The sequence below is a fragment of the Klebsiella sp. PL-2018 genome, from assembly GCF_019048985.1.
GTDB lineage: Bacteria > Pseudomonadota > Gammaproteobacteria > Enterobacterales > Enterobacteriaceae > Klebsiella > Klebsiella michiganensis.
Window position 1 is genome coordinate 4,980,360 of sequence record NZ_CP077673.1, and the last position, 25,473, is coordinate 5,005,832.

General features: G+C 47.1%; 24 protein-coding genes and 1 pseudogene. 10 read left to right on the forward strand and 15 right to left on the reverse strand.

Annotation, left to right across the window (positions count from 1 at the left end; genetic code table 11):
* Positions 1-133: 133 nt before the first annotated feature.
* The 9 genes from MKleb_RS23405 to MKleb_RS23445 all read right to left on the reverse strand — a co-directional run bounded on the left by MKleb_RS23405 (position 134) and on the right by MKleb_RS23445 (position 9,481).
* Positions 134-817, reverse strand: coding sequence for an N-6 DNA methylase (locus MKleb_RS23405; protein ID WP_217076211.1), 684 nt, complete (start codon positions 815-817; stop codon positions 134-136).
* Positions 818-934: 117 nt separating this feature from the next.
* Entirely contained in the window at positions 935-1,870 is a 936-nt protein-coding gene (locus MKleb_RS23410) for a DUF1281 domain-containing protein (protein ID WP_217076212.1), read from the reverse strand.
* A gap of 106 nt (positions 1,871-1,976) precedes the next feature.
* Positions 1,977-3,029: an ArdC family protein gene (locus MKleb_RS23415; protein WP_228740760.1), complete on the reverse strand. Its 1,053-nt coding sequence runs from the start codon at positions 3,027-3,029 to the stop codon at positions 1,977-1,979.
* A gap of 72 nt (positions 3,030-3,101) precedes the next feature.
* Complete coding sequence (locus MKleb_RS23420; RefSeq protein ID WP_217076213.1) at positions 3,102-3,719, reverse strand: hypothetical protein; 618 nt, start codon at positions 3,717-3,719, stop codon at positions 3,102-3,104.
* Between the two features lie 107 nt (positions 3,720-3,826).
* The gene (locus MKleb_RS23425) at positions 3,827-4,825 is read right to left on the reverse strand and encodes a hypothetical protein (RefSeq protein WP_217076214.1); all 999 of its coding nucleotides are present in this window, start codon (positions 4,823-4,825) and stop codon (positions 3,827-3,829) included.
* A gap of 836 nt (positions 4,826-5,661) precedes the next feature.
* Positions 5,662-6,249, reverse strand: coding sequence for a hypothetical protein (locus MKleb_RS23430; protein ID WP_217076216.1), 588 nt, complete (start codon positions 6,247-6,249; stop codon positions 5,662-5,664).
* Positions 6,246-7,148 carry an integrase domain-containing protein gene (locus MKleb_RS23435; protein WP_217076217.1) on the reverse strand — a complete coding sequence of 301 codons (903 nt, stop codon included), beginning with the start codon at positions 7,146-7,148 and terminating at the stop codon, positions 6,246-6,248. The genes MKleb_RS23430 and MKleb_RS23435 overlap by 4 nt, the downstream gene beginning before the upstream one ends.
* A 968-nt stretch (positions 7,149-8,116) precedes the next feature.
* On the reverse strand, positions 8,117-8,836 hold the full coding sequence (locus MKleb_RS23440; RefSeq protein ID WP_217076218.1) for a YkgJ family cysteine cluster protein: 720 nt from the start codon (positions 8,834-8,836) through the stop codon (positions 8,117-8,119).
* Positions 8,837-8,917: 81 nt separating this feature from the next.
* A complete protein-coding gene (locus MKleb_RS23445; protein ID WP_217076219.1) occupies positions 8,918-9,481 on the reverse strand; it encodes a hypothetical protein in 564 nt (187 codons plus the stop codon).
* Positions 9,482-9,632: 151 nt separating this feature from the next.
* Between MKleb_RS23445 and MKleb_RS23450 the strand changes: the two genes are divergently transcribed.
* Positions 9,633-9,851, forward strand: a complete 219-nt coding sequence (locus tag MKleb_RS23450) for a hypothetical protein (protein ID WP_217076220.1) — start codon at positions 9,633-9,635, stop codon at positions 9,849-9,851.
* A gap of 45 nt (positions 9,852-9,896) precedes the next feature.
* On the opposite strand, the gene MKleb_RS23455 is transcribed toward MKleb_RS23450, so the two are convergent.
* The 6 genes and pseudogenes from MKleb_RS23455 to MKleb_RS23480 all read right to left on the reverse strand — a co-directional run bounded on the left by MKleb_RS23455 (position 9,897) and on the right by MKleb_RS23480 (position 15,466).
* The gene (locus MKleb_RS23455) at positions 9,897-11,432 is read right to left on the reverse strand and encodes a conjugal transfer protein TraG N-terminal domain-containing protein (RefSeq protein WP_217076221.1); all 1,536 of its coding nucleotides are present in this window, start codon (positions 11,430-11,432) and stop codon (positions 9,897-9,899) included.
* 6 nt (positions 11,433-11,438) lie between these two features.
* Positions 11,439-11,792, reverse strand: coding sequence for a hypothetical protein (locus MKleb_RS23460; RefSeq protein WP_217076222.1), 354 nt, complete (start codon positions 11,790-11,792; stop codon positions 11,439-11,441).
* A gap of 13 nt (positions 11,793-11,805) precedes the next feature.
* Positions 11,806-13,239, reverse strand: a complete 1,434-nt coding sequence (locus tag MKleb_RS23465; RefSeq protein WP_217076224.1) for an integrating conjugative element protein — start codon at positions 13,237-13,239, stop codon at positions 11,806-11,808.
* Between the two features lie 11 nt (positions 13,240-13,250).
* Positions 13,251-14,243 carry a TIGR03756 family integrating conjugative element protein gene (locus MKleb_RS23470; RefSeq protein ID WP_217076225.1) on the reverse strand — a complete coding sequence of 331 codons (993 nt, stop codon included), beginning with the start codon at positions 14,241-14,243 and terminating at the stop codon, positions 13,251-13,253.
* Positions 14,240-14,641: a TIGR03757 family integrating conjugative element protein gene (locus tag MKleb_RS23475; RefSeq protein WP_217076226.1), complete on the reverse strand. Its 402-nt coding sequence runs from the start codon at positions 14,639-14,641 to the stop codon at positions 14,240-14,242. The genes MKleb_RS23470 and MKleb_RS23475 overlap by 4 nt, the downstream gene beginning before the upstream one ends.
* Positions 14,642-14,774: 133 nt before the next feature.
* Positions 14,775-15,466, reverse strand: a pseudogene (locus tag MKleb_RS23480) (IS1 family transposase).
* 154 nt (positions 15,467-15,620) lie between these two features.
* Here MKleb_RS23480 and MKleb_RS23485 point away from each other — a divergent pair.
* The 9 genes from MKleb_RS23485 (at position 15,621) to MKleb_RS23525 (ending at position 25,343) form a co-directional block, all read left to right on the forward strand.
* Positions 15,621-16,106, forward strand: a complete 486-nt coding sequence (locus MKleb_RS23485) for a MarR family winged helix-turn-helix transcriptional regulator (protein ID WP_217076227.1) — start codon at positions 15,621-15,623, stop codon at positions 16,104-16,106.
* A 28-nt stretch (positions 16,107-16,134) separates the two neighbouring features.
* Positions 16,135-16,977 carry a GNAT family N-acetyltransferase gene (locus tag MKleb_RS23490; protein WP_217076228.1) on the forward strand — a complete coding sequence of 281 codons (843 nt, stop codon included), beginning with the start codon at positions 16,135-16,137 and terminating at the stop codon, positions 16,975-16,977.
* 93 nt (positions 16,978-17,070) lie between these two features.
* Positions 17,071-17,847: a class I SAM-dependent methyltransferase gene (locus tag MKleb_RS23495; protein ID WP_217076229.1), complete on the forward strand. Its 777-nt coding sequence runs from the start codon at positions 17,071-17,073 to the stop codon at positions 17,845-17,847.
* Positions 17,844-19,388: an FAD-binding oxidoreductase gene (locus MKleb_RS23500; RefSeq protein ID WP_217076231.1), complete on the forward strand. Its 1,545-nt coding sequence runs from the start codon at positions 17,844-17,846 to the stop codon at positions 19,386-19,388. Before MKleb_RS23495 ends, MKleb_RS23500 begins: the two co-directional genes overlap by 4 nt.
* Complete coding sequence (locus MKleb_RS23505) at positions 19,388-20,155, forward strand: DNA alkylation repair protein (protein WP_217076232.1); 768 nt, start codon at positions 19,388-19,390, stop codon at positions 20,153-20,155. Before MKleb_RS23500 ends, MKleb_RS23505 begins: the two co-directional genes overlap by 1 nt.
* Positions 20,156-20,166: 11 nt before the next feature.
* On the forward strand, positions 20,167-20,802 hold the full coding sequence (locus tag MKleb_RS23510) for a peroxiredoxin-like family protein (RefSeq protein ID WP_217076234.1): 636 nt from the start codon (positions 20,167-20,169) through the stop codon (positions 20,800-20,802).
* 52 nt (positions 20,803-20,854) lie between these two features.
* Positions 20,855-22,555 carry a tryptophan 7-halogenase gene (locus MKleb_RS23515; RefSeq protein ID WP_217076235.1) on the forward strand — a complete coding sequence of 567 codons (1,701 nt, stop codon included), beginning with the start codon at positions 20,855-20,857 and terminating at the stop codon, positions 22,553-22,555.
* A gap of 33 nt (positions 22,556-22,588) precedes the next feature.
* On the forward strand, positions 22,589-24,028 hold the full coding sequence (locus MKleb_RS23520) for an amidase (protein WP_217076236.1): 1,440 nt from the start codon (positions 22,589-22,591) through the stop codon (positions 24,026-24,028).
* A 13-nt stretch (positions 24,029-24,041) separates the two neighbouring features.
* A complete protein-coding gene (locus tag MKleb_RS23525; protein ID WP_217076237.1) occupies positions 24,042-25,343 on the forward strand; it encodes a cation:proton antiporter in 1,302 nt (433 codons plus the stop codon).
* Positions 25,344-25,473: the final 130 nt, after the last annotated feature.

The window sequence follows — 25,473 nt, forward strand, 5'->3', positions numbered from 1 at the left end:
AAGCCATGAGGTGTCTGTTAAACCCGTGGCGATTCAGAGCAGGAGCCGCTTGTTGCTCTTAGTCAACTATTCGATGCCTTACATCCACCAGCTATGCTAAAAAACGCTCCCGGGCGGGAGCGCTATAGTGTGATTATGCGACCTTATTTCGCAGTGAATGCAGACGAATTGACCAGTTGCCAAGGTAATGGCCTGGCGTCAGCAAGACGCGGCGTCGTTCATCAGACAATGCGTTACCAATGACGATCTCACCGGCTACTCCGCAAAGCGATAGCTGGATATAGGCCATCCCGGCAGCGAGCGGATCGATATCCGTCGCGGAAACCCACAGATAGCGGTGTGACGCATAGCCAGCCTGGTTAAGAGCATCGGCAAAAGCCAGTATCATGCAACCGGCACCGCAGGCAGGCTCGCTGAGAGTGATGAAAGGCTTTTCATCAAACATTGTCTTCACATCTCCCAACTGCAGCTGCGCCATCATTCTGGCCACATCCCAGGGGGTGAAGAACTGACCGCGATACTTATCGCCCAGTTCCAGCTGCATAAATACGTTCCCCAGAAAGTCACAGAATCCATTCTGCAACCCGTTAACCACATGGGCCAGCAGTTGTGCCATGCGGACGACATCCGGCTTTTCATAACCACCGATTATTCGAAGATATTTAGCTTCTCGCTTTTCGCTGAAACAGAGACGGTTTTCCAGTGCAATAACGCTGCAGCTGACAAAATCTTCGAATACCTTATGGCGGTGATGATATCGTGCGGTCTGATTAAAAAGTGAGATAAACGCTTTTTCATGGTCAATAAAACCGGCCATACGCATTCTCCATAAAAAAGAGGAACACGTATCCCGGGCAGGAGAACAGTGTTCCCCTGAGGGTAAAAAAGCTGCAGCCGGTGAAGGCTGCAGTGCGGTTAAATGGTCAGAAATCGGTTATCGACGGACTTCGCTGTAACCAGCCGTCTCCGGTTCAGGATGCGGCTGTTCACTACTGACCTGATACAGAGCCGGCGCGGATTGTAGAGTGTCCACCGGCAACCCCTGGTGGCCATCCACATGCGCCCCGAGGTCATAACAGTCATAACCACTGAGGCCGCTGACCGGTTCGCTGTACGTATGTCGCACTTCACACTCAAAGAGAGCGGAAATACCGGCCACCACCTCACCTGACGGCGGATACCATGGAGAATCCAGCCGCAACGTTAACCCGTTAGTGGCATGGCGGTGCAGGTTTACATTATGCCCGGCCGGCCACTCCATCCCGTAAATGCGGCTGTAGAAGCTCAACGTTGTGGATACTCCCGTCAGCAGCCCACCGGAGCCATTAAGCTCTGTGGCCAGCCGCGTCGGAATAACCATCAGCATATCGCAGGGCTGCGACCGTTCCGGGTATTCCCGCAGACGTTCCCAGCAAACCGCAGCATCAGGCTCATCGTTCAGGCCGGCCAGACCGAACCAGTCCGCATACTGCCTTTTCATCAGCATAGCCATGATGTCCCGTGACGCCTGAGGGATATTTTCCCACTTCAGCGCCCCCAGGCCGGACTGGTGATACAACCGGTCAATCCGGCGTGTAGTCTCCGTATCCAGCGCCACGTCTTTCTGCAGCAGCTCCAGCCACTGCTCAAACGCAAGGTTAGCGGACGTTGACTGCCCGACACCATGACGAACCAGCCCCTGAAAGGGGATGTACGAGACAGTTCGCACCGGTTTCAGTATCCCCGCACACCCTGCCAGGAACAGCTGTATACTCTGCAGTATTGCGTGGCGATAACGCGGCGTGTCTGCACCGTTTATCCACTGCAACAACACATCGATACAGACAGATTTACCGGTAATTTCAAAACGGTTCTGGCACCATTCAGACATAAGTTGATACTCCTTTTTTCAATAAAAAAGAGGGCATCGTCCCGTGAGGAACAATGCCCTCACGGGAGAGTGACGATGGTATTACTGCCGTCACCCGGTAGATTAATTACGCCGTTTCAGCCTGACAGCTGAGTGGCGCGAGCAAATATTCCGACGCTTCCCGGGCCTGCCGGCAGGCACTGAACAGCGCCTTTTTGTCGGACTTCAGTTTTGACAGCCATCCGTCAACATAACTTTCATGCTGCAAATCACCGGCTATCCCGAGATGTGCGCACAGAAAGGCACTGCCAATTTCGGCTATCAACTCCTCGAAGGCATACACCGGGTCGCCGAATTTCTTTGACGCCTGCGTTATCCCTTCACGGTTCAGTCGCTTCGCATGGCCACTGGCATGCACCAGCTCGTGAAGCACCGTGGACCAGTAGTCACCCTCAGCATCAAACTGCGATGTCAGGGGCAGCACTATCTGGTCTGTGGCGGCACGGTAATACGCCCGGTTCTGCGGCCGGGGTGAAAACTGCACGCCGGTGGCGTTCACCACCGACAGGACCTGCTGCAGTTGTGCCGGACTGACACCAGCGAAATCCTCCTGCGGCCGGGTGACGGTGGCAGTGCCACATACCTGGTCGGGAAGATCATCGCACTGTTCAACATTGAACAAAGGAAACTGGCGCAACATCGGTACCGTTTCCATCTGCGGCTTACCGTCAGCATCAACCAACTTATTGCCGTTGCTGTCTTCAGCCTGCTTTGTCCAGTCGCGGTATATCACCGCAAGCGTGGCGGTTTCGCCTTTGCGGACCTGGCCTCCAGCCTCCTGCGCCTGGTTGTATGTCAGCCAGCGGTCACTGGTAAAACCGCGCTCTTCAGCCGCCAGCCACAGCAGCAGAACATTCACGCCGCTGTAGTCCCGGCCGGTAAGCGCGTTGACCGGCATCAGGGTGTTTCTCCCCTGCTGCGCATTTCGCCATGGACGTCGCCAGGGTGGGATACCGTTTTCCAGCGCAACAATTATCCGGTCAGTGACCAGACGGTAAATATCACCGCAGCCGGTGAGCGTCGCGGCCGTTCCTGCCCGGCGACGTTTACCGGAGGAAGTTTTGCGTGCCGCCGGCTTTTTACAGACCGCGGTTGTGGTTTTACAGTTATCAGTTTCCATGGAGCACTCCTTAAAACTGGCGTGCCCCTCCCCTGCGGGTGTGAGGCACGCCGCAGGCGGGTGGTCGTTAAATCAGGCGCTCAGAAGCAACAGCGCCCCGTCAGGTGAAACACATTCTGTCCGGCGTTGCAGATTATGAGCGGCCATCAGAAATCGGCTATGGTCCGCAGGTCTGGCATGACGGCACGCAACGGAATGAACATCCTCAAGCAACCGTAATGCAGTCATACGCCAGTATTTCAGCTCGCTGCGACTGCTGCAGGCAGAAAAATATCCGGTGGCCGTCACATGCAGCCGGTCCGTCAGATCCCGGTAACCGGCCACCGGCACATAACGCCGTTCACCGCTGTATACCGCAATATCGTTCTCTGAAAGCCTCAGTGTCAGCTGATGATTTTTCGTCAGCATGTCCCATATACGCCCTTCCGTCAGGACGAGAGGTTTAGTGAAAACAGCATTGTCGACCAGCACAGGGGCCAGCGTAGCCCATCCCTGATCCCTGTCGGGATGACAGCAATCTGCAAATGTCTGGTGACGTAACTGGTCTTCACGCCCGGAGGCCGAACGGAAACGTTCGCCATCCTGAACGGACAAAGACACGGTTACGTCACAGGTGAGTACCACTGGCCTGTCGTTACTTAAGGACTCGGTCAGAACAGCCTTCAGGTCTTTTCCGTGAAAACGCAACATATTCGCACTCCTGAAAGACAGGGCCCTCCGGCAGGAGGTCTCCCTGCCGGGTTGGTGTTATTCAGGCGGCGTTACAGCACCGCTGAAGAGTTAAGACGAATCATCACTTACCAGATCGCAAACAGGAAAACGCTTTCCCGCTCCATATCCAGCGTACGGATGCAGTATTCCGCCCACACGGCAATCAGCTGCAACTCGGTACAGAACATCTCTCCATAGGTCGGATCGTTGTTGTACGACGAGAACCAGCCGTTGCGGATGTCATCGCGCAGTAATGCGAGATGATTGCGGGACAGAAATATCGGTTCCTGATCCGGAACGCGTTCCGCATAGTCCGGCATATTGACGCTGACCCAGTAAAGCAGAGCGTCTAAACCACTCAACGTCACCAGATCAGCGGTACTGGAGCCTAAAACGAGTTCCAGCGAAGGGGCTTCCGGATCGGCTGAAAGACACGCCTGGGGTTCATACAATCTGAACTCCAGAGCGGCAATATCCTCCCACTGCTCGCGGGAGAGATTTATTCCCGCGCTCAGCGTCAGACTGCCGGCAATAGCCTGTTCAGTCAGCCGGGCATTTTCCTGCGAAAACGATGTGGCATACTGCACCGCATCAGGAATTTCCCAGCCCGCAAACTGGTCGTCACGGGCCCGGTTCAGGATGGCCAGCGGCAGCGCCCATGAACAGGCACCTGCCGTGGAATGAACAAGAAAATGCGCACCGCAGATATTATGAAGCGCCAGCATCACCATGCGGGTAAACAAATCTACCGACATCTGATGCTCTGTTTCAATCTCATCCACGCTCAGGACATCCCGGGTACGCTCACGCGATATGGTAATGATACGATGCCTGTAACCTTCGCCCGTTTTACCGCTGAAGACCAGCTCGTCAGCTTTTGGACTACTGTCGGGATGGAAAAGTGAGAAAGCACCGGTTTGCTCATTGTTCCGGCGCGGATTCACCGGCCGCATGCAGCATGGCAGGCAGTGGTATATATCGATAATCGCTGAGGTAAATTTGTTCCAGGTCTCGACCGGAACGGTACTCCGCTGCTCGATAGTGTAAACAACAGGGTGGCCTGCTGGTAAGAAATGTTCAGTCATGGATAAATCCTCTTTAATAGTTAATAAAAAGGGGATTTATCCCCCGGACGGGAAATAAATCCCCGTCAGGGTGGGTCACAGACTACAACTGTTAAGCTGACATCAACTGCTCAGATATATGAGGTAATGGATGGCTGTTATAGCTGGAAGCGATAACGAAAGTGAGTAAGATGCTCGGCCTGCCGGCACGCAAGTCGGTAAGCTTTACGCCATCTGGCATTTTCAGGAACCGGGACAGCTAAACGAGAATAAACATATTCACCGCTGTGCCAGCCTCTGCGTAGTGTGAGCCATACCCGCAGCCCCTTCTCTGTCGACGCGACATGAGCGCGAACAGCAAAATTACCGGACACATTGGTAAACCACTTACTGTCATGGGGTAACCGTCTGCCCCGAATTATTCGCTGAATGACCGTTTTTAAGCGATAAGGCCAGTGAACAATGAGGGGAAGTGCTAAACCGGATGATTCGGACATCGTGTTTCTCCTGTAAAAAAAACGGGAAACACCTGCCCGATCGGGAAGATATTTCCCGTCGGGGAGTCAGAAACGGCATTATTCTGACTGTCTGGTAAGTTTAAGAAACCTTCATCGTCGCGTCATAGTGCGCTTGTATTGACGATATCTGCTTCCAAAGGTGCGCAGATGTACCACATTCGATATGCTCTCCCTTTCAGGCTGAGGGAGATTTTCTTGCAGTCACCCGAAGGCGTTTCTCACAGACTGCTGAAACATTGGTGGTCGCTTAAGCGACAGGTTAGCGTTTAAATAATAAGCGCATCCGCAAGGTGATTTCAAGCCACCGTCGCCTATCGTGAGCGACGGTGACAAACGTCTTCAGTCATCATACGGAGACGGTACGTCGGGTTGATTATCATTACGCACATAAACACGTCCTGTACACGAAGCACCACCCATCGTCTGCCAGCCCCACTCAGGTTTTACTGCGTCCCCTTCAACAAGGTGGCGGAGCCGATGAATATTACTTTCAACATCGCTGCTCCATTTGTCAGGGTTTTCCAACCAGAACTTTCCTTCGCGATATCGACTGATCGCATCCCGACATTCAGCTATCATATTTTGCAGCAATTTTTTGTACGCATCTGGTCTGGCAACCTGAATAATCTCATGCATATATTCACCCAAACGGCCGCCACAGTATTCATTCCAGTTATCATGAAAATCCAGTGTTTGTGAATATTTTTCCTCTTCATAAACAGACTCAGCATTAAAGACGGTTTTAAGTAATTTCTCTCCATTATCCTCTGCGATGGTATCTTCTGCGCCATCAATACGGGGAAGTTCAAAATGTAACAATTGCAGATATGCGCACAGGACATTCAGTTCGTGAAATGTCAACGTTGTACGCACACCATAAAACTTATGCGAGCGGGAATACTGATGCTCTAACTTATAAACATTCATTCATCCAAACCCTCTTTAAAATACACTTGCTTTATATAACGTCCTCGTCCATCTCCATGACCTAAATCCATCGATACTAAAGCCTCCGCTTCATTCCGGCTCATGCCATTATTGACATGGAAATTCACAGCATCTTTTGCATACGCATAGCGCAAAGAATGCGGCGCATTCTCCCCTGTCATTCCGGCATCGCGAAGAATATTACGATAGCGTTCTATTGCAGTATGCAAGGTTGGCTTGTTGATAAGTTTCCCGTTATTATCGTCACAATACGTAATAGCTTTATTTAAAAGCGTCAGAACTTTTTCCCTGTCAAAAACTGTTGTCTCTCTCGGACGCCCCCCTTTTGTTCCGAATACAACCCGGACACGTTCATTTCCACTTAAAAGCGACTGCTGCCACGTTTTTAATGATTTAGCTGACTGAACAGTTTCTTCAGTTCTAAGTCCAATATAACGAGCCAGTTGAACCGCGAGGGCCACACCTTCGTCTTTTTTCATTGCATAATTAATAACCTCACGAAGCGTGTCGTCAGATATTGCCTTTTTAGTACCATCCCGGCTTGCACCAGAAATCCCCAGCGCTTTGTTACTCAACATTTCATGCTGCGGATCAGCCAGTTTATTCCTCCCGGCGACAGACATGATTGTACGCACAGCCGCCATTTCATTTTGCAGCGTACGGCTTGATATATTTTCATTCTGTCGACTATGAATATATTTTTGGATATGCACTGTTTTTATGTGTTTTACATCCCGAATTTGAATATTTAACTTTGCCAGACGTTCAGAGAACCGTTCTGCAATTCTGGAACGATCAGCTACAGTTTTAAAACTGCCCTGCCCCTTACGGGCAAGCGTGACAAGCTGTTTTTCGAGTTGCTTGCTGAATTTGGACATCGCTATACCTCCATATGACATACACAGCCTTCTGCTTTTCACAAAACGGACGGATCTGTACCCATAATTTCAACCCCGACGACACGGTTACTTTTGCGCTTCCTGCGTCTCAGCTGATATCTGTGCATCGGGGCGGCGAAATGTTGAGTTCTTGCGAGGCACCGCAGGTCTCTGACCTGTTTGCTGCTAATGCAGAGCTGACGTTCGTCAAGCTGCCTCCAACACTACCTGCGTAGTGTCGCCATCGATATCGAGCCGATTTTCTCCTTATTAAGTTTGAGACGTTCAGACGGGTATTCCGTCGTGCAGACGTTGATGTGAAGACGTTTTCTCTCCGAATAACACGGACTACGTGTGTGTCAGATGGTACGAAAACGATGAAAACCACGCTGTGCGTGTGTTTGAATGGTATGCGCTGCGCGCGTCACTTGGTGTTCGCTTCGCTTGCACACAAGTGACACCGCGCAGTTTCGTGCTCCTAATGCAACGCCGTAAGCGGCCAAATGTACCAAATGGCCTTATCCGGTCGATGCAAAAATCGTACGAAACTCAGGACGTATCACTGAAGAAACGAAATGTTGATGCGACTTCCATAGACGACATTCGTCTGACTGGAAGCTGCCAGCCCGTTGTGCAACACCCGAACCGGTATGCAACTGAGCAAAGAGAAAGAAACCCTCATCGCCACGTCATAGCGCGCTTGTATTGACGATATCTGCTTCCAAAGGTGTGCAGATGTACCACATTCAATATGCTCTCCCTTTCAGGCTGCGGGAGAATTCTTTTGCAGTCACCCGAAGGCGTTCCTCACAGACTGCACGGAACATTGGTGGTCGCTTTCGCGACAGTAGCCACCCGAAGGCGCTCCTCACAGGCTACAGGAGCATTGGTGGTCGCTGTAGCGACAGTAATACCCGTTTAGCGTATCAGAAAAATATTGAAAAGGTCAATCCATGAGACATGGCAGGTTATTTTTTTCTTCCCCTCACAACTTTAATATCTCCAATTGAATCGGATGTCACTCTGACACAATCAGCGAAACGCTCCCATGCAACGCCCGGGAATATATTTTTCTCACCTGCAAGCCAACGCTTATATAGCTGCCTATCCGATAAAGCCATAAATAAAGACCTATTCATTTCATGGCTATCCATAAATAATCCATTTTTATAAACCGCTACAGAAAGGATTTCTGTAAACTCTGATACCGATAATAAAAGACGATTATCTTGCGGAGGAGATCCCGCAAACTGATTGCAAATATCAATATTACCAGATACAAATCGCCTGCATGCTCCAGGACGAAAATCATAAATTAAACACTGACCAGATGTTTTACCAAGAAATACACAAGGTGCTCTATATGTATCGTCACCGTATTTTTCTGAGATCTTAGTTCTTAGGAGAAGTTTCTTCTTAATAAAGTAAACTTGAGATTCACTAAAACTTTCTTCAATCATTTCTGAAATATAGAATACTACTGGGGTCAATAATGACACATGAAGATTGCAACAAGCCGAACATCCTTTTTTACAAACCGGAACAACTCCTCCATTTAATATACATTCCTTTAAAACACCGCCTATCATTTTATTATAAAGACTAACAGACAGCCTATTTTGTCTTTTGCTTTTTTTCTGATATGATAAAAAAACCGTGTCGAAAAACGCTTTCTGTAATCTATTCATATTCCTGCCCAGAATTTACACCACACAAAATAAACACGAACGTATAATGGCAGGATGTGATTCCACATTCTGCCATCGATTTTATCGTTTTGTCCCCTCAGCCACATCTTTAATATTCTTCATTAACTGCTGAAGGCTATCACTTGCCAGTCTTTTTTGTGACGATGAACTATAGGTAATATAAAGTCGACTTCCTGCTCCATTTTTTTCAACCTCTATGGTAAGGTGATCATCCTGATCTCCCCAATCAGATCCCATTTTATAATAACTTCCTGGCATGGCTTCCCATTCCTGGCCATTACCGGTTATTGCGCTTGCGACCCAGGCACCATTAGTATTTTTCTTCTTGATGGAATCAACTTCTTCATTGGAAATAAACTGATAATGGCGTTTAAGCCTTGCAGCTGCCGTATCCACGTCAACAGGCAAATCATATTTATTAGATGACGACTCTTTTTTTGAAGGCTGCGATGGAGATAAATGAGGCATTCCACTATCCGATGAACTACTACTCCCACGTAGCGTATTCATGATATTTGAAGCACCATCACTTACCTTTTTATTGGCCGCTGAAAACTCTTCCATAGAGCAGGCTGTCGTAAGCATCGAAACAATACAGAGTGCCAACATTTTCTTCCCGAACATTCTTTCCTCCTTAAATAACTATTCAAATAAGCATAATCGAACATATCCCGTACAGATACAGTCAAAGTTGCGCATTTCTTCAACAACCCTTATGATACAAGGGTGATTCGAACAAAAAACAGCGCTCGGTCAAACAGGAGAAAGGTGGGATATGAATATTCTCATGAAAAAGCTGTTGAATGCGGTGCTACCTGACCCTCAGCCGAACAATCACACTGACGATGGCTCTTTACTTACGTGCTTCAACGATGAAGCAGAAACGCTTTTCAATGATGACCCTCTTATTGAAAGAACCTACGAGGGGTTAAACGCTATTGATGATGGAGCCCCTTATGGAGAGTCGTATGGAACATGGTCTGATAGCGACTGAACTTCGGAAAGTCGCTATCAGACTAATGATACTCGCCTAATTAACTTATTTACCTTTCATCACACCACCTGCGAAAGACGAAACAGCTTGTTCTGCGACTTTTCCACCTTTTTCACTTGCTTGTGTAGCTTTGTCCGTTCCAGCTTTCACACTGTTACTAATAGCGCCTCCTAAATGAACCCCCGCCCAACTCAGTGCCCCTATCCACACGGCAGGCAGAACGAGAAACATCGTCCCCATAACCAGATTCATAATAAGATCATCCGATGTATTCTGAAATCCCATCATATTGAAGCGTGTATGTGTATCGGAACTGTAAAGCGCCGTCAGCAACCAACTGTCGAGCCAGCGAGCCAGTTCCCACCAGAACGTCAGGAAGTTAACGGCAAAAATAACAAACGTCAGGGTGATCACCGTTTTGAATTCATAGGCCGCAAAGGCCAGGATCAACGGCACCATAATATAAATGGCCATCAGCATAACGGCCTGCACCATCGGCAGTGCCTGGCGCATCGCATCCAGAGCCGGGAACGCTCCCAGAGAGGCAACTGAAGCACCTGCCGTACCGGCGATACGGGAAACAGCGTTCATTGCAGTCATATCCGCATTACCACCATAGCCGTTATACACTTCACCGCCATGAGATACCGTCAGGTTCACCGGGCTGACGAGCCGGCGTATAACCTCCTCCTGATAATCAGTCTGACTGCTGCCAATCATCTTCATCGCCGCAGATAACCGCAGCCAGTAGCTGTCATCAACCTGCTTCATCACCCTGGCCTTCAGGCCAGTGTCTGCTACCGACCACCACTCAGAACAGTAGGGGTATCCCCCATTACCGGTATTCGGCCGGCCGCTGTCACGGGCGTCACTCCAGGAGAACATCCCGCGCGGCAATTTCGACTGCAGGGTGGTGTAGTCCCCTTTCAGAAAGGTACTGCTGCCTATCCAGCTGAGGTCTGACAAAGCCGCCTTATCTGTTGTCTGACCCTGATCACGTCGTTTCCACTGGTAAAGCGCCAGCGAGTAGCAGTCGTTGGTAAAATCCTGCAGCTCATCGGCCAACGCACGGTTCTCAATGAATGTCCGTTGCACCTCAAACCGCAGTTGTCGCAGATCCGGCCGACAGGGAATGCTGGCAACTGCCGCCTGGGTCACACCTTTGGAGAGCTTATGGACCAGAACCCACCAGACTGGCGCAGCTGCGCTTTCGCCGTCCATACTGGAGATAATGTTGTTGTAACCACTTTCATCAGGTGCTTTTGGTGTCCAGGTTCCGCATGTTTTCGCCCGGGTTTTATCAAATTCCAGCGTGGTCAGGCTCACCTGAATCAGCGGTACACAGCAGGCAATCATCACAAAGAACGCACCATAAAGCGCATTCTCGATACGGGGTAGCGACAGCATACCCTTGTTACCTTCATCTTCCCCTTCTTCGCGAACCTTCAGCCAGATACCCACGACCTTAAAGGCCATTGGCAGCGCAAACAGTCCGGTACTGACAAGGACGTCCCAGAGGCCATTATTGACCAGCCAACCCAGCAAGGTCAGGAAATACTCCAGATAGCTATTCGTTGTCATAGTGAATCAGCCTCCCACACCGGAAAAAATGGAGTACTCGCAGACCAGAAAGAATAATGTGCTGGCGCCGGCGATGCGCAGCAGTGGCCGACGATATTCCTGCCGAAAGCCCGGAGCATGCCAGATTTTCCACAGCCCCCACCCGACGGCGCAGTAGATAACCAGCCGCCACGCCAGCCAGCCGTAGCGCGTTGCGTGCATCCATCGCTTCAGGGATGCCACGCTCTCCGGATGACGCATTCCCGTATCGGCCAGCCAGAATCCCAGGACCATTACCAATGCCAGAACCAGCAGATAAAGCATCCCGACTTTTAACCCTTTTCCTGTTTTACGCAGCAGGTCGCGGTGACTGCTTTTCATAATCACAATTTCCTTACTCTGCATCAGGGGTATCAAGTTTCTGGAACCGGCTGTCGGCATTGTCCGTCTGCTGAATCATTGGGTTTGTGCCGACTCGTTCGTTGTCCCGCTCGATGATGGTCAGTACAGAGTTCCGCGCCAGTTCTCGCTTCAGGTCCATTTCATTCTTCAATGCCATGATTTCGCGATCGAGCGCGTCAATACGTCGTTCCCCTTCCTGCAATGCAGCATCCTGAGATGCTGCATTGGGTTCCGACATACCTGTTATCAACATCCGACGCATCAGTAGTGCGGTTTCGACCGTATCAGACATGGCAAGCTCACTGGCAAGACGGGCCGTTAGCGCAGTATTATCCGGATCACGTTGCAGAGCCTTTATCACATTGGCCGTCAGGGAAAGCCCGCCTGTTTTCAGCTTTGCCAATTCAGCCGCGGTTGGCTTCACTGTGCCGTTGACCAGCTTAACCAGTTGTTCTGTATTAACCTTTGTCGCTTCTTCAAGTAATGGAGCAAATCCTGTACCAGCCACAGATGAACCAGGCTGCTCATCCTCTCCTCCACTGGTACATTCAGAGGCATTACCACAGGTTCGTAATGATTTATCACCCAGCACCTTCACAACAGCCTTAGCCGCTTCTTCAGCATTACTAAATTTACTGCAGGCACCGCCATTACAACTGTTTTCGCTGACTGATTGTGTACTGGTTACAGACAGGTCATTCATCATATTGAACCCTGCAGCAGCAAGGTCATGTGTAGGTTTAATAGCTGGTTGTCCAGCACCTCCTCGCTGTTGCCCCCCAATCCAGTTATTACCTTTATTACCTGAAGCTTTGCGCCCCGCCTCATTAGTGCGCACGGCGTCTGCATCACCGCTATTAACAATGGACTTGTATTCTTCCAGCATGGCCTGCTGAGTCCATTTGCTACTGTCGGTGAAATCTGCCATTTTCTTCGCCATGTTCTGGCAGTTCAGTTGTGCTTTGTCGAACGAGACATTCGCCTGTAGTACACCGTTGGTCAGCATGTCATACAGCCCCGGATTGGCCCGCTGAATAAGCATCGCCGGCAGGCTGGCCACCGCGCCGGTTGCCCCCTGAATAACATCGCCCATCAGGTTTTTAAAGCCATCGGTTACGCCGTTTAACTGGTTGCCAATTGTGGTTTTGAGGTCAAAATTGCCGCACATCAGATCACTGCTCCACCCCACATCCAGACCCATTTTCTTCATATTGCTGCGCGTCGCCGGCTGCGATATCACCGATCCACCGCCCAGGGTATAAAACAATTTATCGGATACCGCGCCGTCAACGGATTTGCCGTAGCCAAAAGCGCTGTCATTAACCTGTGGTAGCGAAATTTCAGCCCGGGCAGGGAATATGGTGCCCACTGTGACGGCAAGCAGTAGCACTGCGCCGGTTACTGATTTAAATGTATCGATGTTCATGTTTTACCTCGTCAAAAATCAGTGCTGCTCAGGAATCTCTGCCCCATACGCTTGCAGCAACTGTAGGGCTGCCACAGCGCAAAGGCCTCGTTATTATCAGTAGCCGCGCTGTGGCTCCCGTCCGGAAATACCGTGCAGCTTTGGGTCATCTGAGGCACCAGACGCTGCCACTTATGGTTCTTGGTGCCGGTGTTTTCCGTGACTTCTCCCGGTGGCCAGTACCCGTCGCGGTGGGTCCCCTTCAACACCTGATAAACGTGCGGTTGACCTGTGCGGGTAATAATGTCCGCCACACGCTGCGCCACCACCGCAGACGCTTTGTCATCATCGGTCTGGCTGACAAACCCGGAGCGCGGGTAGACGTTGCCCCACATGTTGCCGGATGCCTGACTGCCGATTTCTCGTCGGCCGGGGACCAGAGCCTCGGGATAAAGCGATTCCGGCACACCCGTTCGCCAGGCAATCGAGTCCAGCGTGCTGAGAAAATACGGCATCAGGGGGGTGGCGGCGCTGTCGCAGGAATACCCGGCGATACTGCCACCGATAAGAGACGTGGCCGGATGCCCAATGGCATCGGCGTATTTAAAGCGAATACTGGATTTACGCTGCCCCGGGTTCTTCATATCTGCCGGATTAGCACCACCGGCAGTTACTCCTGACAAAGCTCCAGTAACGGCATTTTCCAGGCCACCCGCCGTCTGGCTGACAAAAGCCATCTCTGTCCAGGGATTTCCACCGGGCGCAACGTAGGTCGAAACCACCGCTTCCGGGATAAAATGGGTGACCTTTACAGAGGTTTTTACGGTGCAGCCGAATGCAGTACAGAACAGCCAGTAGCAGATACCGCTTACCCGCCAACTAATGCAGTCCTGCGTCACTGCGCTGGCCACAATCTGTGCCGTATTCAGCGCAGCAAACGCTGCAGGTATTGACGCTGTGGCCAGAACGGTGGCAACAGCGGCAGAGCAGAACGTTTTTCTGAGTCGGGAAGGAGGCTGATTCACTGACCACCTCCTGCCTGCAGCCGTAGTGCCTGAGCCCGCGCTACATCAGTTGTGCCATAAACCACATCCCGGTCGTCAAAAACGACAGCGGGCACCTTGCGAATACCGAGTTCCCGGGCATGCACTACCTGGCGATATGCCGTGACCAGTTGCTGCTGCTTTTGTTGCCACTGAGGGGAGGACATCACCTGCCTGGCCTGCATTGCAGCCAGCTCCGGGTCAGCCGGAAGCTGGCCAAACACTTTCGCCTGCAGGCGTTCAGGTTCATCCAGTAACACAACCACGACATCCGGGGAAAGATTTTCAGGCAAGTGCTGGCTGTCGGTATATACCACCGTGCTGGCCAGAACGGATACCGGCAACAATGCCGGCAGAAGGATAAAATCACGTAATTTCATTAGGGAGACTCCGTCAGACTGAATCACCTGACAGCGTGCTCGCCCGTAGAAAAAAAAACCTTAATAAACTAAAAATGAAACTCCGGAAATTAATTTACCTGAAGCAGGGATATAAATCAGGTGATGCCTCCAATTAGTAGAACATGTATTTTTCGATAAAAGCTCCAATGACTTTTTCATGAAGCTCAACAGAGCGGGAGAAGCAAATGGTTCTGCGAGACAGACGCTTGATTCGGGTTCTCAATGTCAGGTTGTTGCGCTCAATGCGTTGAGTAAAGAGCTTGCCGGTCAGGTGCTTCTCTTTCGGAGGCTCTCTGGCATAGCTGCCCCATTCATCAGTGGTCAGCATACCGATGTTAAAGGGGGGTGGCAGTGCCAGTAACTCGCGACAGGTTGCATCGGTTCGTGGACCAAAAGTGTAGGCCAGTCCCCCCGTGTTTGTGTTGTACGCGTACCAGAGCCAGTGCTGTCGGGCCTTACCACTGATAAAGCTCCATTGTTCGTCGAGTTCACAGATAAGCGCTACGTCAGCATGAGCCATCGGAGATGATGTTATTCGTCGTGGCGAGAGTTTTTTAAAGTCCTGATGACGGTATTGATACCCACTTTCAGCGTCCGGGCGGTATTGCGAACCCCGGCACTGTTGAAGGCCATTTCGATGCTCTGCTCTTTAACCCCCGGCTTGCGGGCCTCGTATAAGTAAGTGAGCTGAAACACGCGGTGGCAGTCCCGAAAGCGAAACCGGTCGTGCCCGTTCGGGTTCTGCCCGTGACGATAAACCTGAGCAGACTAACAACGGGGACAATGAACGGTAACGCTGGCCATAGTAAACCTCAAAAGCGTGCATTATACATCTAATTCAACCAATTAGAGACATCGCCGTAAAAAACAAGTTAAATTTATCTTGACATATCTCTGAAGTACTAGTTAGTTTATGTAGTTAGATACCTAACCAGTTTGCTTAAAAGAGAATTCTGATGTGAAGTTGGAAAAAAAATATAGCTCGCTAACAAATATAATTAAAAAGCATGAAATGTTTGATATATCAGGAGTAAAGGCCTGCTTTAGTCTGCTTTCCGCCGGAAATAGGATCGATAAAGAGTGTGCTAAGCGCTTAGGAGTTTATCAGCTCTCTGAAAGCCGCTTTATGATACTAACGCTGCTATTTGAGTATGAAGTGCTGTCACCAGTAGAGATAGCCAATCTAAGTGGAGTGACGAAACCAACTACTACATCGTTAATTACATCGCTGGAGAAAGATGGCCTGATAAAAAGAAGTAATGCGCCCTCTGATGGTCGAAAGCTTGAAATCACGCTGACCGAAGAGGGGCGAGAGTTAATACAGAAAGTATTTCAGGAGCATAGCTATTGGATAGCTAACATAACAAAGAACTTGACAGATTCAGAGATGGAAACGTTAGTCTGCATTCTAGATAAAATGTTCCGGAATGCCTCTGATGACTAAACCGTTTTGAATATTAAGGATAGTTAGTATGTATCAGGACAGAAAGCGTCAACAATTTGCTTCACAACTCAACAAATTAGCCAATTTAGAGGAAAACATAAAAATAAAATTCGCCGCCACGTCCGAAGAATTTATTGAAGCAATGCAGCTGATACATAAAGTGTATGCCAAAAAAGGGTTGCTCGCAAGTGACAAGAAGCAGCCTTACTTCTCACCTCACTTGGTTTTGCCTAATAACAGGCTCGTTATTGCGACAAAGAACGATCGTATAATTGGTACAATATCGTTAATTGAAGACTCACCTATCGGTGTACCAATGGATAATGTTCATTCAGGTGAAACGACAGCTCTACGTCAACAAAATATCAAGTTTGCTGAAGTCGGCTCATTCGCTATTGCTCCTGAGTACCAACATCATGGAATAACATTTTTATTATGTAAAGCATTATTTCTCTATGTCTGTTCACATAGGAATATCGAATCAATACTTATTGCGGTTCACCCAAGAGTCGCCGAAGTTTATAAAGATCTATTCAGATTTGAACAAATAGGCATGATTCAAGAATATTCGACGTTTAATAACGCCAAGTCTATACCTTTAAAACTTGATACTATCGATGCAATAACGGCCATCGAAAAAAACAACATTTTTAGCGCAGTCAGCAACGGCATCCGTATTGAATATCTGCTCCATCAGCACGATGAAATTTATCATCACTATGTAGAAAATCGCAAAAACGATTTTAGCTACCTTCCTGTATGGCAGGAATCGCATATTAAAAAATATTTTTATGAATGCAACGTAAATATTAAAAACCTACCTGAAAAACAAAGAACAATTATTAGCTGGCTATACCCAACACTCAACTAATAAAGGACTAACATAATGTTACTTAGGCTATTACCTTGTATAGCAAGGGAGCTATTTCTTGGCCAAAATTTTATACGAGAGCCAGAACCAGATATGTTAATGGACGATCATTCTGGTGCTGTCGCTTATGATATTGAAGGGAAAGAGGGTGTACTATTAGGGGTATATTATTACCAGACAATCCAAATGTGCGGCCTAATTAAAGCGGGCGATACGGTTATTGATCTTGGGTGTGGCCCTTGCAATTTACTTTGTGTTCTTGCGCAGCTCAATCCTGAAAGCCAGTTTATTGGTGTTGATCTATCTGAAGAGATGCTGACGCTGGCTAATAAAAACATACAGGAAAAGAACATCCATAATATTAAGCTAATAAAACAAGATGTAACCAATATTAAAGAGATAGCAAGCGGAAGTGTAGATGTTGCTATTTCATCAATGGCAATTCACCACCTGCCGAATAAAGAATTGCTGACTCATCTATTTATTGAAATTAGCAGAATATTAAAATCAGAAAAGCGCGTCTATCTCTACGATTTTGGCAAAGCCAAAAGAACCGAAACGATCGATTTCTTTCTGAACACGGTGACAAATAATTTTGTTAAAGAAGATTATAGAAACTCGTTAAAAGCAGCATTTGAGCTTGACGATTTCAAATACCTGACACAGAAACACTTGGGTGAAAAGACACAGGTTTTCTCTACGCTCATTGTACCAATGATCGTCGTGATAAAAAGCGCTTCACATCCGCTTACTGATGACCAGACAAGGCGGCTTAAGTTAATGATTGAGCTGCTTAATACTCAGCAGCGCAATGATTTTAACATGCTCAAGCTATTTCTGCGTATGAGCGGCATGCGGAGCCTGCTATGACAGAAAACCTTGAACAAGTTGAGATAGCACTTAAGGCTATTCTGCCTGAACATTGCATCATATCTGACAGTAGAGCGGCAGAACCGTTTATTGCTGATACGTCATCGAGTATGCAAAAAATCAGCCTTGTGGTACGCCCGGACAGCAAGGAGCAGGTCCAGCAGCTTATCGTTTTGGCTAATACAATTAAGCTTCCGCTTTACCCAGTCAGCACCGGCCATAATTGGGGGTATGGCACTGGTCAGCCGCCACAGCCAGGATGCGTTTTGGTGCTTTTAGATAAGCTAAAGCGGATAGAATTTGACGAAGATCTTAGCTTACTAACCATTGAGCCAGGTGTCACCCAAGCTGATTTATATGATTATTTCCGGTCGCGAGATCTCGAATATATGGTGCCGACGACTGGAGCCGGCCCCAACTGCAGCATTGTCGGCAACGCGCTTGAAAGAGGATACGGTATTACACCAATAGCCGATCATTTTGCAGCTGTAACGGGATTAGAAGCGATATTACCTAATGGTGATATTTATCGTTCCCCTCTAGTCGAATACGGTCTTCCTCTCCTATTAAAATGGGGAATTGGCCCTTATCTGGATGGTGTATTTAGCCAGAGCAATATGGGAATAGTAACGTCAATGACGCTGATTGTGGAAAAGAAGCCTCAATCAGTACAAATGGTTATAGCTCAAGTTAAATACGAGCAACTTGCCCAGACAATAGCTGCTATTCGCACTTTGCTAGCGCAAGCGAGAGGGAATATTGGCGGAATAAACGTGATGAATGCCGAGCGGGTAGCCATTATGAGTGAGGATGCTACTCAAGACGCAAAACGTGTAACGACGCGAAACCGTGAATCACAATGGCTAATCGTTGGTACTATTTACGGCACTAAGCACCATGCAAAAGCAACGAGAGTTTTAATTAAAAAGGAACTTGCGCCAGTTAGTAGAAAAATACTGTTTATAACGCTGAAAAAAGCAGATTTTGTTCGCAAAATCTCGTCTATTATTCCTGGTATATTTAGCAAGCTGAAGCAAAGTATGAGTGGACTGCCAGAAGTTTTAGGCTTATTCGCCGGCATACCTTCTGATATTTCCCTACGTCTCGCTTATTATAAAAATCGCAGCCAAGAGAAGCGCGGTAGCTTAAACCCTGCCAACGATAAGTGTGGATTGCTGTGGTACTCACCGCTTGTTCCGATGAGATCTGCTGACTTTGAGAAGTACATTGACTTCATCTATACCATCTGTAAAAAGCACGATATCGAACCGGCTATTACGTTGACATCATTATCCGCAAATGTTTTTGATAGCACACTACCATTGATTTTTTCTCCAGGCTCGCCGGATGAGCAGCGCGCCTATGATTGTTATCACGAATTACTCAGCTCAGGACAACGTTTAGGCTTTACGCCTTACCGGTTGCATTCTGCATTTATGCATTCGCATTTTGTCAGGGATACAACTCACGCTAATTTTGCCAAGCAAATCAAGAAGACGATTGATCCTAATAATATTATGTCCCCGGGAAGGTATGAATAATGGACCGATTCGAAAGCTTAAATAATGGTCTTGCTGCTACAACGAATTTAAATGAGTGTCTGAAAATAGATCAGGAACATTTATTCAAAGTCGTTATTGGCCCCTTATGCAACCACAGCCTTCTAGATGAAATGATGACGGCGATTGCAGATAGTCAGCCATCAGGCATCCTGCCCAGAATGCGAGTGACGGGAAAGGTACTTGCAGAAACGTTTGGCGCGGCCGATGCGCTGCAAAACGTTTATTCGGTCTTGTCACAGCACGTCTCTGATACGGTCAGGGGCTGGGCCTGTTTTATTCTCCCCCAACAGCTGCCAGAGCTTTCTCTACCAGAACTGCTTACCAAAATCCAACCACACGCTAAAGATGCGCATTTTGGCGTTAGAGAATGGGTTTGGATGGCTGCTAGAGGAAAGCTGGAACTAGATCTGGCTTATTCAATAGAACTTCTTTCTCCTTGGGTGGTTGACCCGCAGCCTTTTATTCGTCGTTTTGCCGTGGAAAGCCTTCGGCCACGCGGTGTCTGGTGCAGGCATATCAATAAACTAAAAGAGCAGCCGGCAATAGCGCTTCCCCTGCTTGAGCCATTGAAGAATGAGCCTGAAATCTACGTTCAGGATTCCGTAGCCAACTGGCTAAACGATGCCAGTAAATCTCAGCCCCAATGGGTTTCCAACATATGTGAAAAATGGTTAACGGAAAGTAATTCGAAATCAACACAGCGCATTGTCAAACGGGCATTGCGTTCAATTAGCAAATCCAAATAAGGACAATAAATATGAAACTACAAGAAAAATTTCAACATATCCAGCAAGGCATGATTCAGCAAGTACCAGAGAACATCCTGAATGCTTTTGCGCAATCACTTGGCGAGCTGATGGAACAAAATTTAGAAGCGCACGCGCTTAAGATTGGTGATACTGCACCTGACTTTACGTTGCCTTCTTCTAACGGTAAGCAAATCTCACTGTATGAAGTGCTAAAAGAAAACAGCGTAGTTCTCAGCTTTTTCCGTGGCAACTGGTGCCCATTTTGTATGGCGGAACTTAACCACTACCAGGAAGCCATAAATAATAAAATCGTAGATAGTGCGGCAGTCATTGCTATTTCACCGCAGACTGTGGCGCTTAACAACGCGGCAACTGAAGAAAATGGCCTGCAATTCAACGTATTGTCCGATAAAGGCAACAAAATCGCTGAGCAGTATGGGTTAGTATTCACATTACAAGAAAATATTCGTGATATTTATAAAGGGCTTGGTGCAGATCTTGAAGTTTTTAACGGTGATGCGACCTATCAGTTGCCAATTCCGGCAACCTACATTATCGGCAAAGACAAAAAAGTCCTTTTTGCCTCGGTGAGCACAAATTATATGGAGCGAGCAGACGTCTACGATATAAGTGCCAAACTTTAATTAATGTTAGATTAATTCATACATCTGAGAGCTTATTACGGAAAGGATTTATATGGACAAGAATAAACTAGTTATTATCGGCAATGGAATCGTAGGGAATTTAGCTGCGCTATACCTTTCCCAAAAGTTACCTGAGCTGGAAATCACTATTGTAGGTAAAAGTGAACAGCGCCGAGCAATTGTTGGTGAATCAACAGTTGAGCTATCCACTCATTTTTTTGAAGGTCTTGGGTTAGGTAAAATTCTTGAAGACAAGCATTATCACAAGTATGGGTTAACCTATTATTTCAAAGTAAAAAATGACCCCAAAGATAATGACTATGTTGTCCATGAGGCTCCCGGCGTTATTCGCCTTCCTGCCTATAATTTAAATCGCTTCACGTTCGATAAAGATTTGCGTGAGGTTAATGCCAAGAGGAATATAAGAGTTATTGAAGGCACCGTAAGCGATGTCTCACTAAAAGCGCCTGAGCAGCACTACCATGTTCTCAGTGTGAAAACACTTGGCGGTGAAACCACTTCATTAGAAGCCGATTGGTTTATTGACTGTTCTGGTACCCGACGCTTTCTAGTGAAAAAGCTGGGTCTAGAAAAAGCGCCAGCCTATCAAAGAAGCAGTTTTTGGTTCCGATTAAAGAAATTTGACCGGGCAATCTTTGATAAGATAAACATGCTGAAAAATGAGCATCACTGTTACGATCCTTACTATGTGACCCACCACTTCTACGGTAAAGGTTATTGGATCTGGATGATACCAATGCGAAGCCCTGACGGTGAAACGATGATGAGCATCGGCTACACCTACCGCCCTGAGCTAGGAAGCGATGTCGTCAAAAATTATGATGATTTTCTAACGACAGTTGGAAAAGATCATCCCATGATTGCCGAACTGGTAAAAAGCGGAGAAATAAACAGGCTACCGGGTAATTTGCCAGATACTACTGGATACCGTGACTATATGTATGAGTCCCAAAAATACTACTCTAAAGACGGCTGGTTTATCATCGGCGATGCTGCCTTCCTGTTCGATCCGATCAATAGCCTGGGCCTTTCCTATGTCTCCCACATGGTCTGTCAGGTTGCGGCAATAGTCAGCAAGGACAGAGAAGGTACTCTCACCGATACCTACATTGATTGCCACGAAAAACATATCCAAGCCATCTTATCGCTGCAAGACTCTTGGGGGAAATGGTATGAGTTTATGCACGATCCGGTAAAAATGTCGTGGACTTTGCTGATGAATAATATGTCTTATTTTAACGTGCTGTTACCAGCCTTTATCAACGGCGGTTTCCTTGACGGTCGTCATATTAACATTTTTGCCGAACTGTTCAAACGCCAACCGGTTGAGATGCATAAAGCAGCCTATCCCTTCCCAAAACTGCTAGATATATTGTCTGAACAGGTTGACGAAATTGATTTAATCAGCACACCAAACCTTTATTCCAAGAATATTCCGTTTGAACTCTATCGGGCTGATGAAAAATTACGTAGAAAATTGCTGGCTCGCTACTTCTTTAGGCTTATTACACTAAGAACATCATTAATAAGGCGCATACGCTGGCAATTAAATAAGCGTCATTTGACCATTCTGTGTTTGGCTTTAGGAGATAACCTGGCAGATGTATTCAGGATGGTATCTGTCCGCCTATTTTCCCACGATATGGTTAAGTATCATGAGCCGAATAGCTCTGATGCCACACCATTTGGCCAAAATGGCGAGTTTCTTAATTTCGACAAGAATTCAGCTTAATCGAGCAGTTTCATGATAAAAGAGTGCATCCAAATGAGCGCGATAGAAATATCGCGCCTTATCGCTTCGCGGCAAATTTCGGTGTATGAGGCCGTTTCTAGCCATATTGACCAGGCTCAACGAGCCAATGCCAATATTAATGCGATTATAGGCCCACGCTATGATGAAGCCTTAGCACAAGCCAAAGAGTTCGACCGTGTGGCCACCATAGCGCGGGATCAACCGTTGTTTGGCGTCCCCTTTACAGTGAAAGAAAGCATTGCCGTACAGGGGTTACCTAATACCTATGGCTCTTACTATCGTCGAACCGACATTGCCAATAAGCATGCAACAGCAGTAGAACGGCTGTTAAACGCAGGCGCCATTCTTATCGGACAAACAAACCTTTCTGAGCTGGCATTGTGGCCCGAGTGCGCTAACGTTATTTACGGCAAAACCTCAAACCCCTACAGTCCAAGGCATACTTCCGGCGGCAGCAGTGGGGGGGATGCAGCGATTGTAAGCGCAGGCGGCGTTCCCTTTGCCTTGGGAACCGATGGTGGTGGTTCCGTCAGGATTCCGGCTGCGCACTGTGGTGTTTTTGGTCACAAGCCTTCCAGTAAGTTTGTACCCATGAGTGGCCATTTCCCACTTGATAGATATTGCAGTCAGTACCCATCCTCGCAATTTATTGCTCGCTTTTTCTCAATGGGGCCATTGTGTAGAAAAGCAGAGGACTTGCTACCGTTATTAAAAATCATCAGCGGACCTGACGGTATAGATAAAAACATTAATAGTAATTTTGACTGCAACCAACAACTCGACTCGCTGAAAGGAATAAAGGTTTATCTTCTTGCAGATAAACTTCATCCGCTGCTGAAATCAGTCGCACCTAATGTCGAGCAGAATTTGCGCTCTGTTGCCTCTGTATTGGAAAAAGAGGGTGCTGAAATTATTCCCTGCCACCTACCTTTTCTAGCGGATGCTTGCGAACTGTGGTTCGATATTGTACTAACAGCGCAAGACATTACCTTAAGTTCAGCCGTCAACGAAGACCGTTCTTTAATAGCTGAAATGCTTTACATGATATCAGGTAAAAAAAGGATGATGTTAAGTACGCTACTGTTACTTTTCACGGAGAAAATCGCCACTCTAAATAAAAAAAGCTATATTCAATTCCTCTATATAAAAAATAAAATAAGCTTACAGCTTAATGCTTACCTAGATAACAAAAGCGTATTATTGTTGCCCACTTACCCAACGACTGCAACTAAGCACAACAGGAGCTATATTTCGCCATTTGAATTTTTATATAGCGCTCTATTTAACGTATTAGAACTACCCGCTACAAGTATTCCAGTCTCATTTTCAACCGATAACTTCCCTGTATCTATTCAAATAGCCGGTGCTCATGGGTACGATCATCTACCTATATCACTAGCCTGTTATTTAGAAAAAATATTAGGTGGTTGGAAACTACCTACTATGGCATAAACGGATAATCACTATGAATGCAGAAAACTCAACGTTGTTAGGCTCTTATGCAGAGCATATTACTTTTTTTATACTCATCCAAATTGTCACTATACTAGTATTCTCCAAAATAGTTAGTTTTTTGGCAAGAAAGCTATTAGGACAAACTAACGTCGCCGGAGAGATACTTGCAGGCATATTGCTTGGCCCTAGTTTTTTGGCCTCATTATTTCCTGGTATATTTAACATCGTCTTTACTAGCGACACATCCATTGCGTTCATTGGTCTGTCGCAAATAGGGCTTATTTTTCTGATGTTTCAAATCGGAATGGAATTTGACTTTTCACGTCAACTAAAAGGGAAGAAATCGGCATTCGTATTAATTAGCACCGCCGGAATTACTTTCCCATTTATCATAGGTTTCTTTACTGCCGATTATTTCTGGGAAATATTGCCTGATCCTAAACCCGATTTATTAGGGTTTAAGCTATTCTTCGCTGTCGCCATGTCGATTACTGCGATTCCAATTTTAGGCCGAATATTTATGGAACTAAACTATTCAGGCACTAGAATTGCCACGCTTATTATCAGTGCGGCAGCAATTGATGACGTTCTCGGTTGGCTATTACTTGGAACTATTACGGCCTTAGTAACTTCAAGTTTTAATGGTCTTGTCGTCATTCAAAACATTTTCTTGCTTTTTCTATTTAGTCTAACTGTTTTCTTTATCGGTAGTCGCCTAATATCCCCCTATATAGAGAGACTGCTAAAAAATACTCAACAAATAAATTCCATTATCGTTTTTTATATTGTCTCAGGACTGCTTGTTAGTGCCATCATCACGAGCTACTTGGGTGTATACGCTATTATCGGTGGTTTTATCTTTGGCTTAAGCTTACATAAGAATAGAAATTTTGTTCATGCTTGGAATGTAACCATTGGCCGCTTTGTTAACGTCTTTTTTCTGCCATTATTTTTTGCCTATACCGGCTTAAAAACCAATATAGGTTTATTATCTGAACCGTCAGACATTATGTTATGTATAGTAATTTGCCTGCTTGCATTCGTTGGTAAATTTGGTGGAACCTACCTGGCTAGTCGATTCGTCGGAGAAACGCACAAAAATTCACTTATTATTGGCTTCTCCACGAATACGAGAGCTTTAATGGAGTTAATCGTCTTAAACGTTGGTTACGACCTGGGCCTCTTACCGCAAAAAATATTCACAATGCTGGTTATTATGGCCGTTGTCAGCACATTTATGATTACCCCTATTCTAAAGGCATTATTAAGAAATAAAGAAGATAGCCCACAGGCAGTACAACTCACATCATAGCCGTCCTGCCGCATTAGTTGTAACCTCAAGCGCAATGGAAACATAACAAGCCTATTGCGCCTATTTTTATAGTAAAAAGTCAATATCAGGATAAGTAATAAAAGCATTGCCTCTTACCCCCTAAAACCTC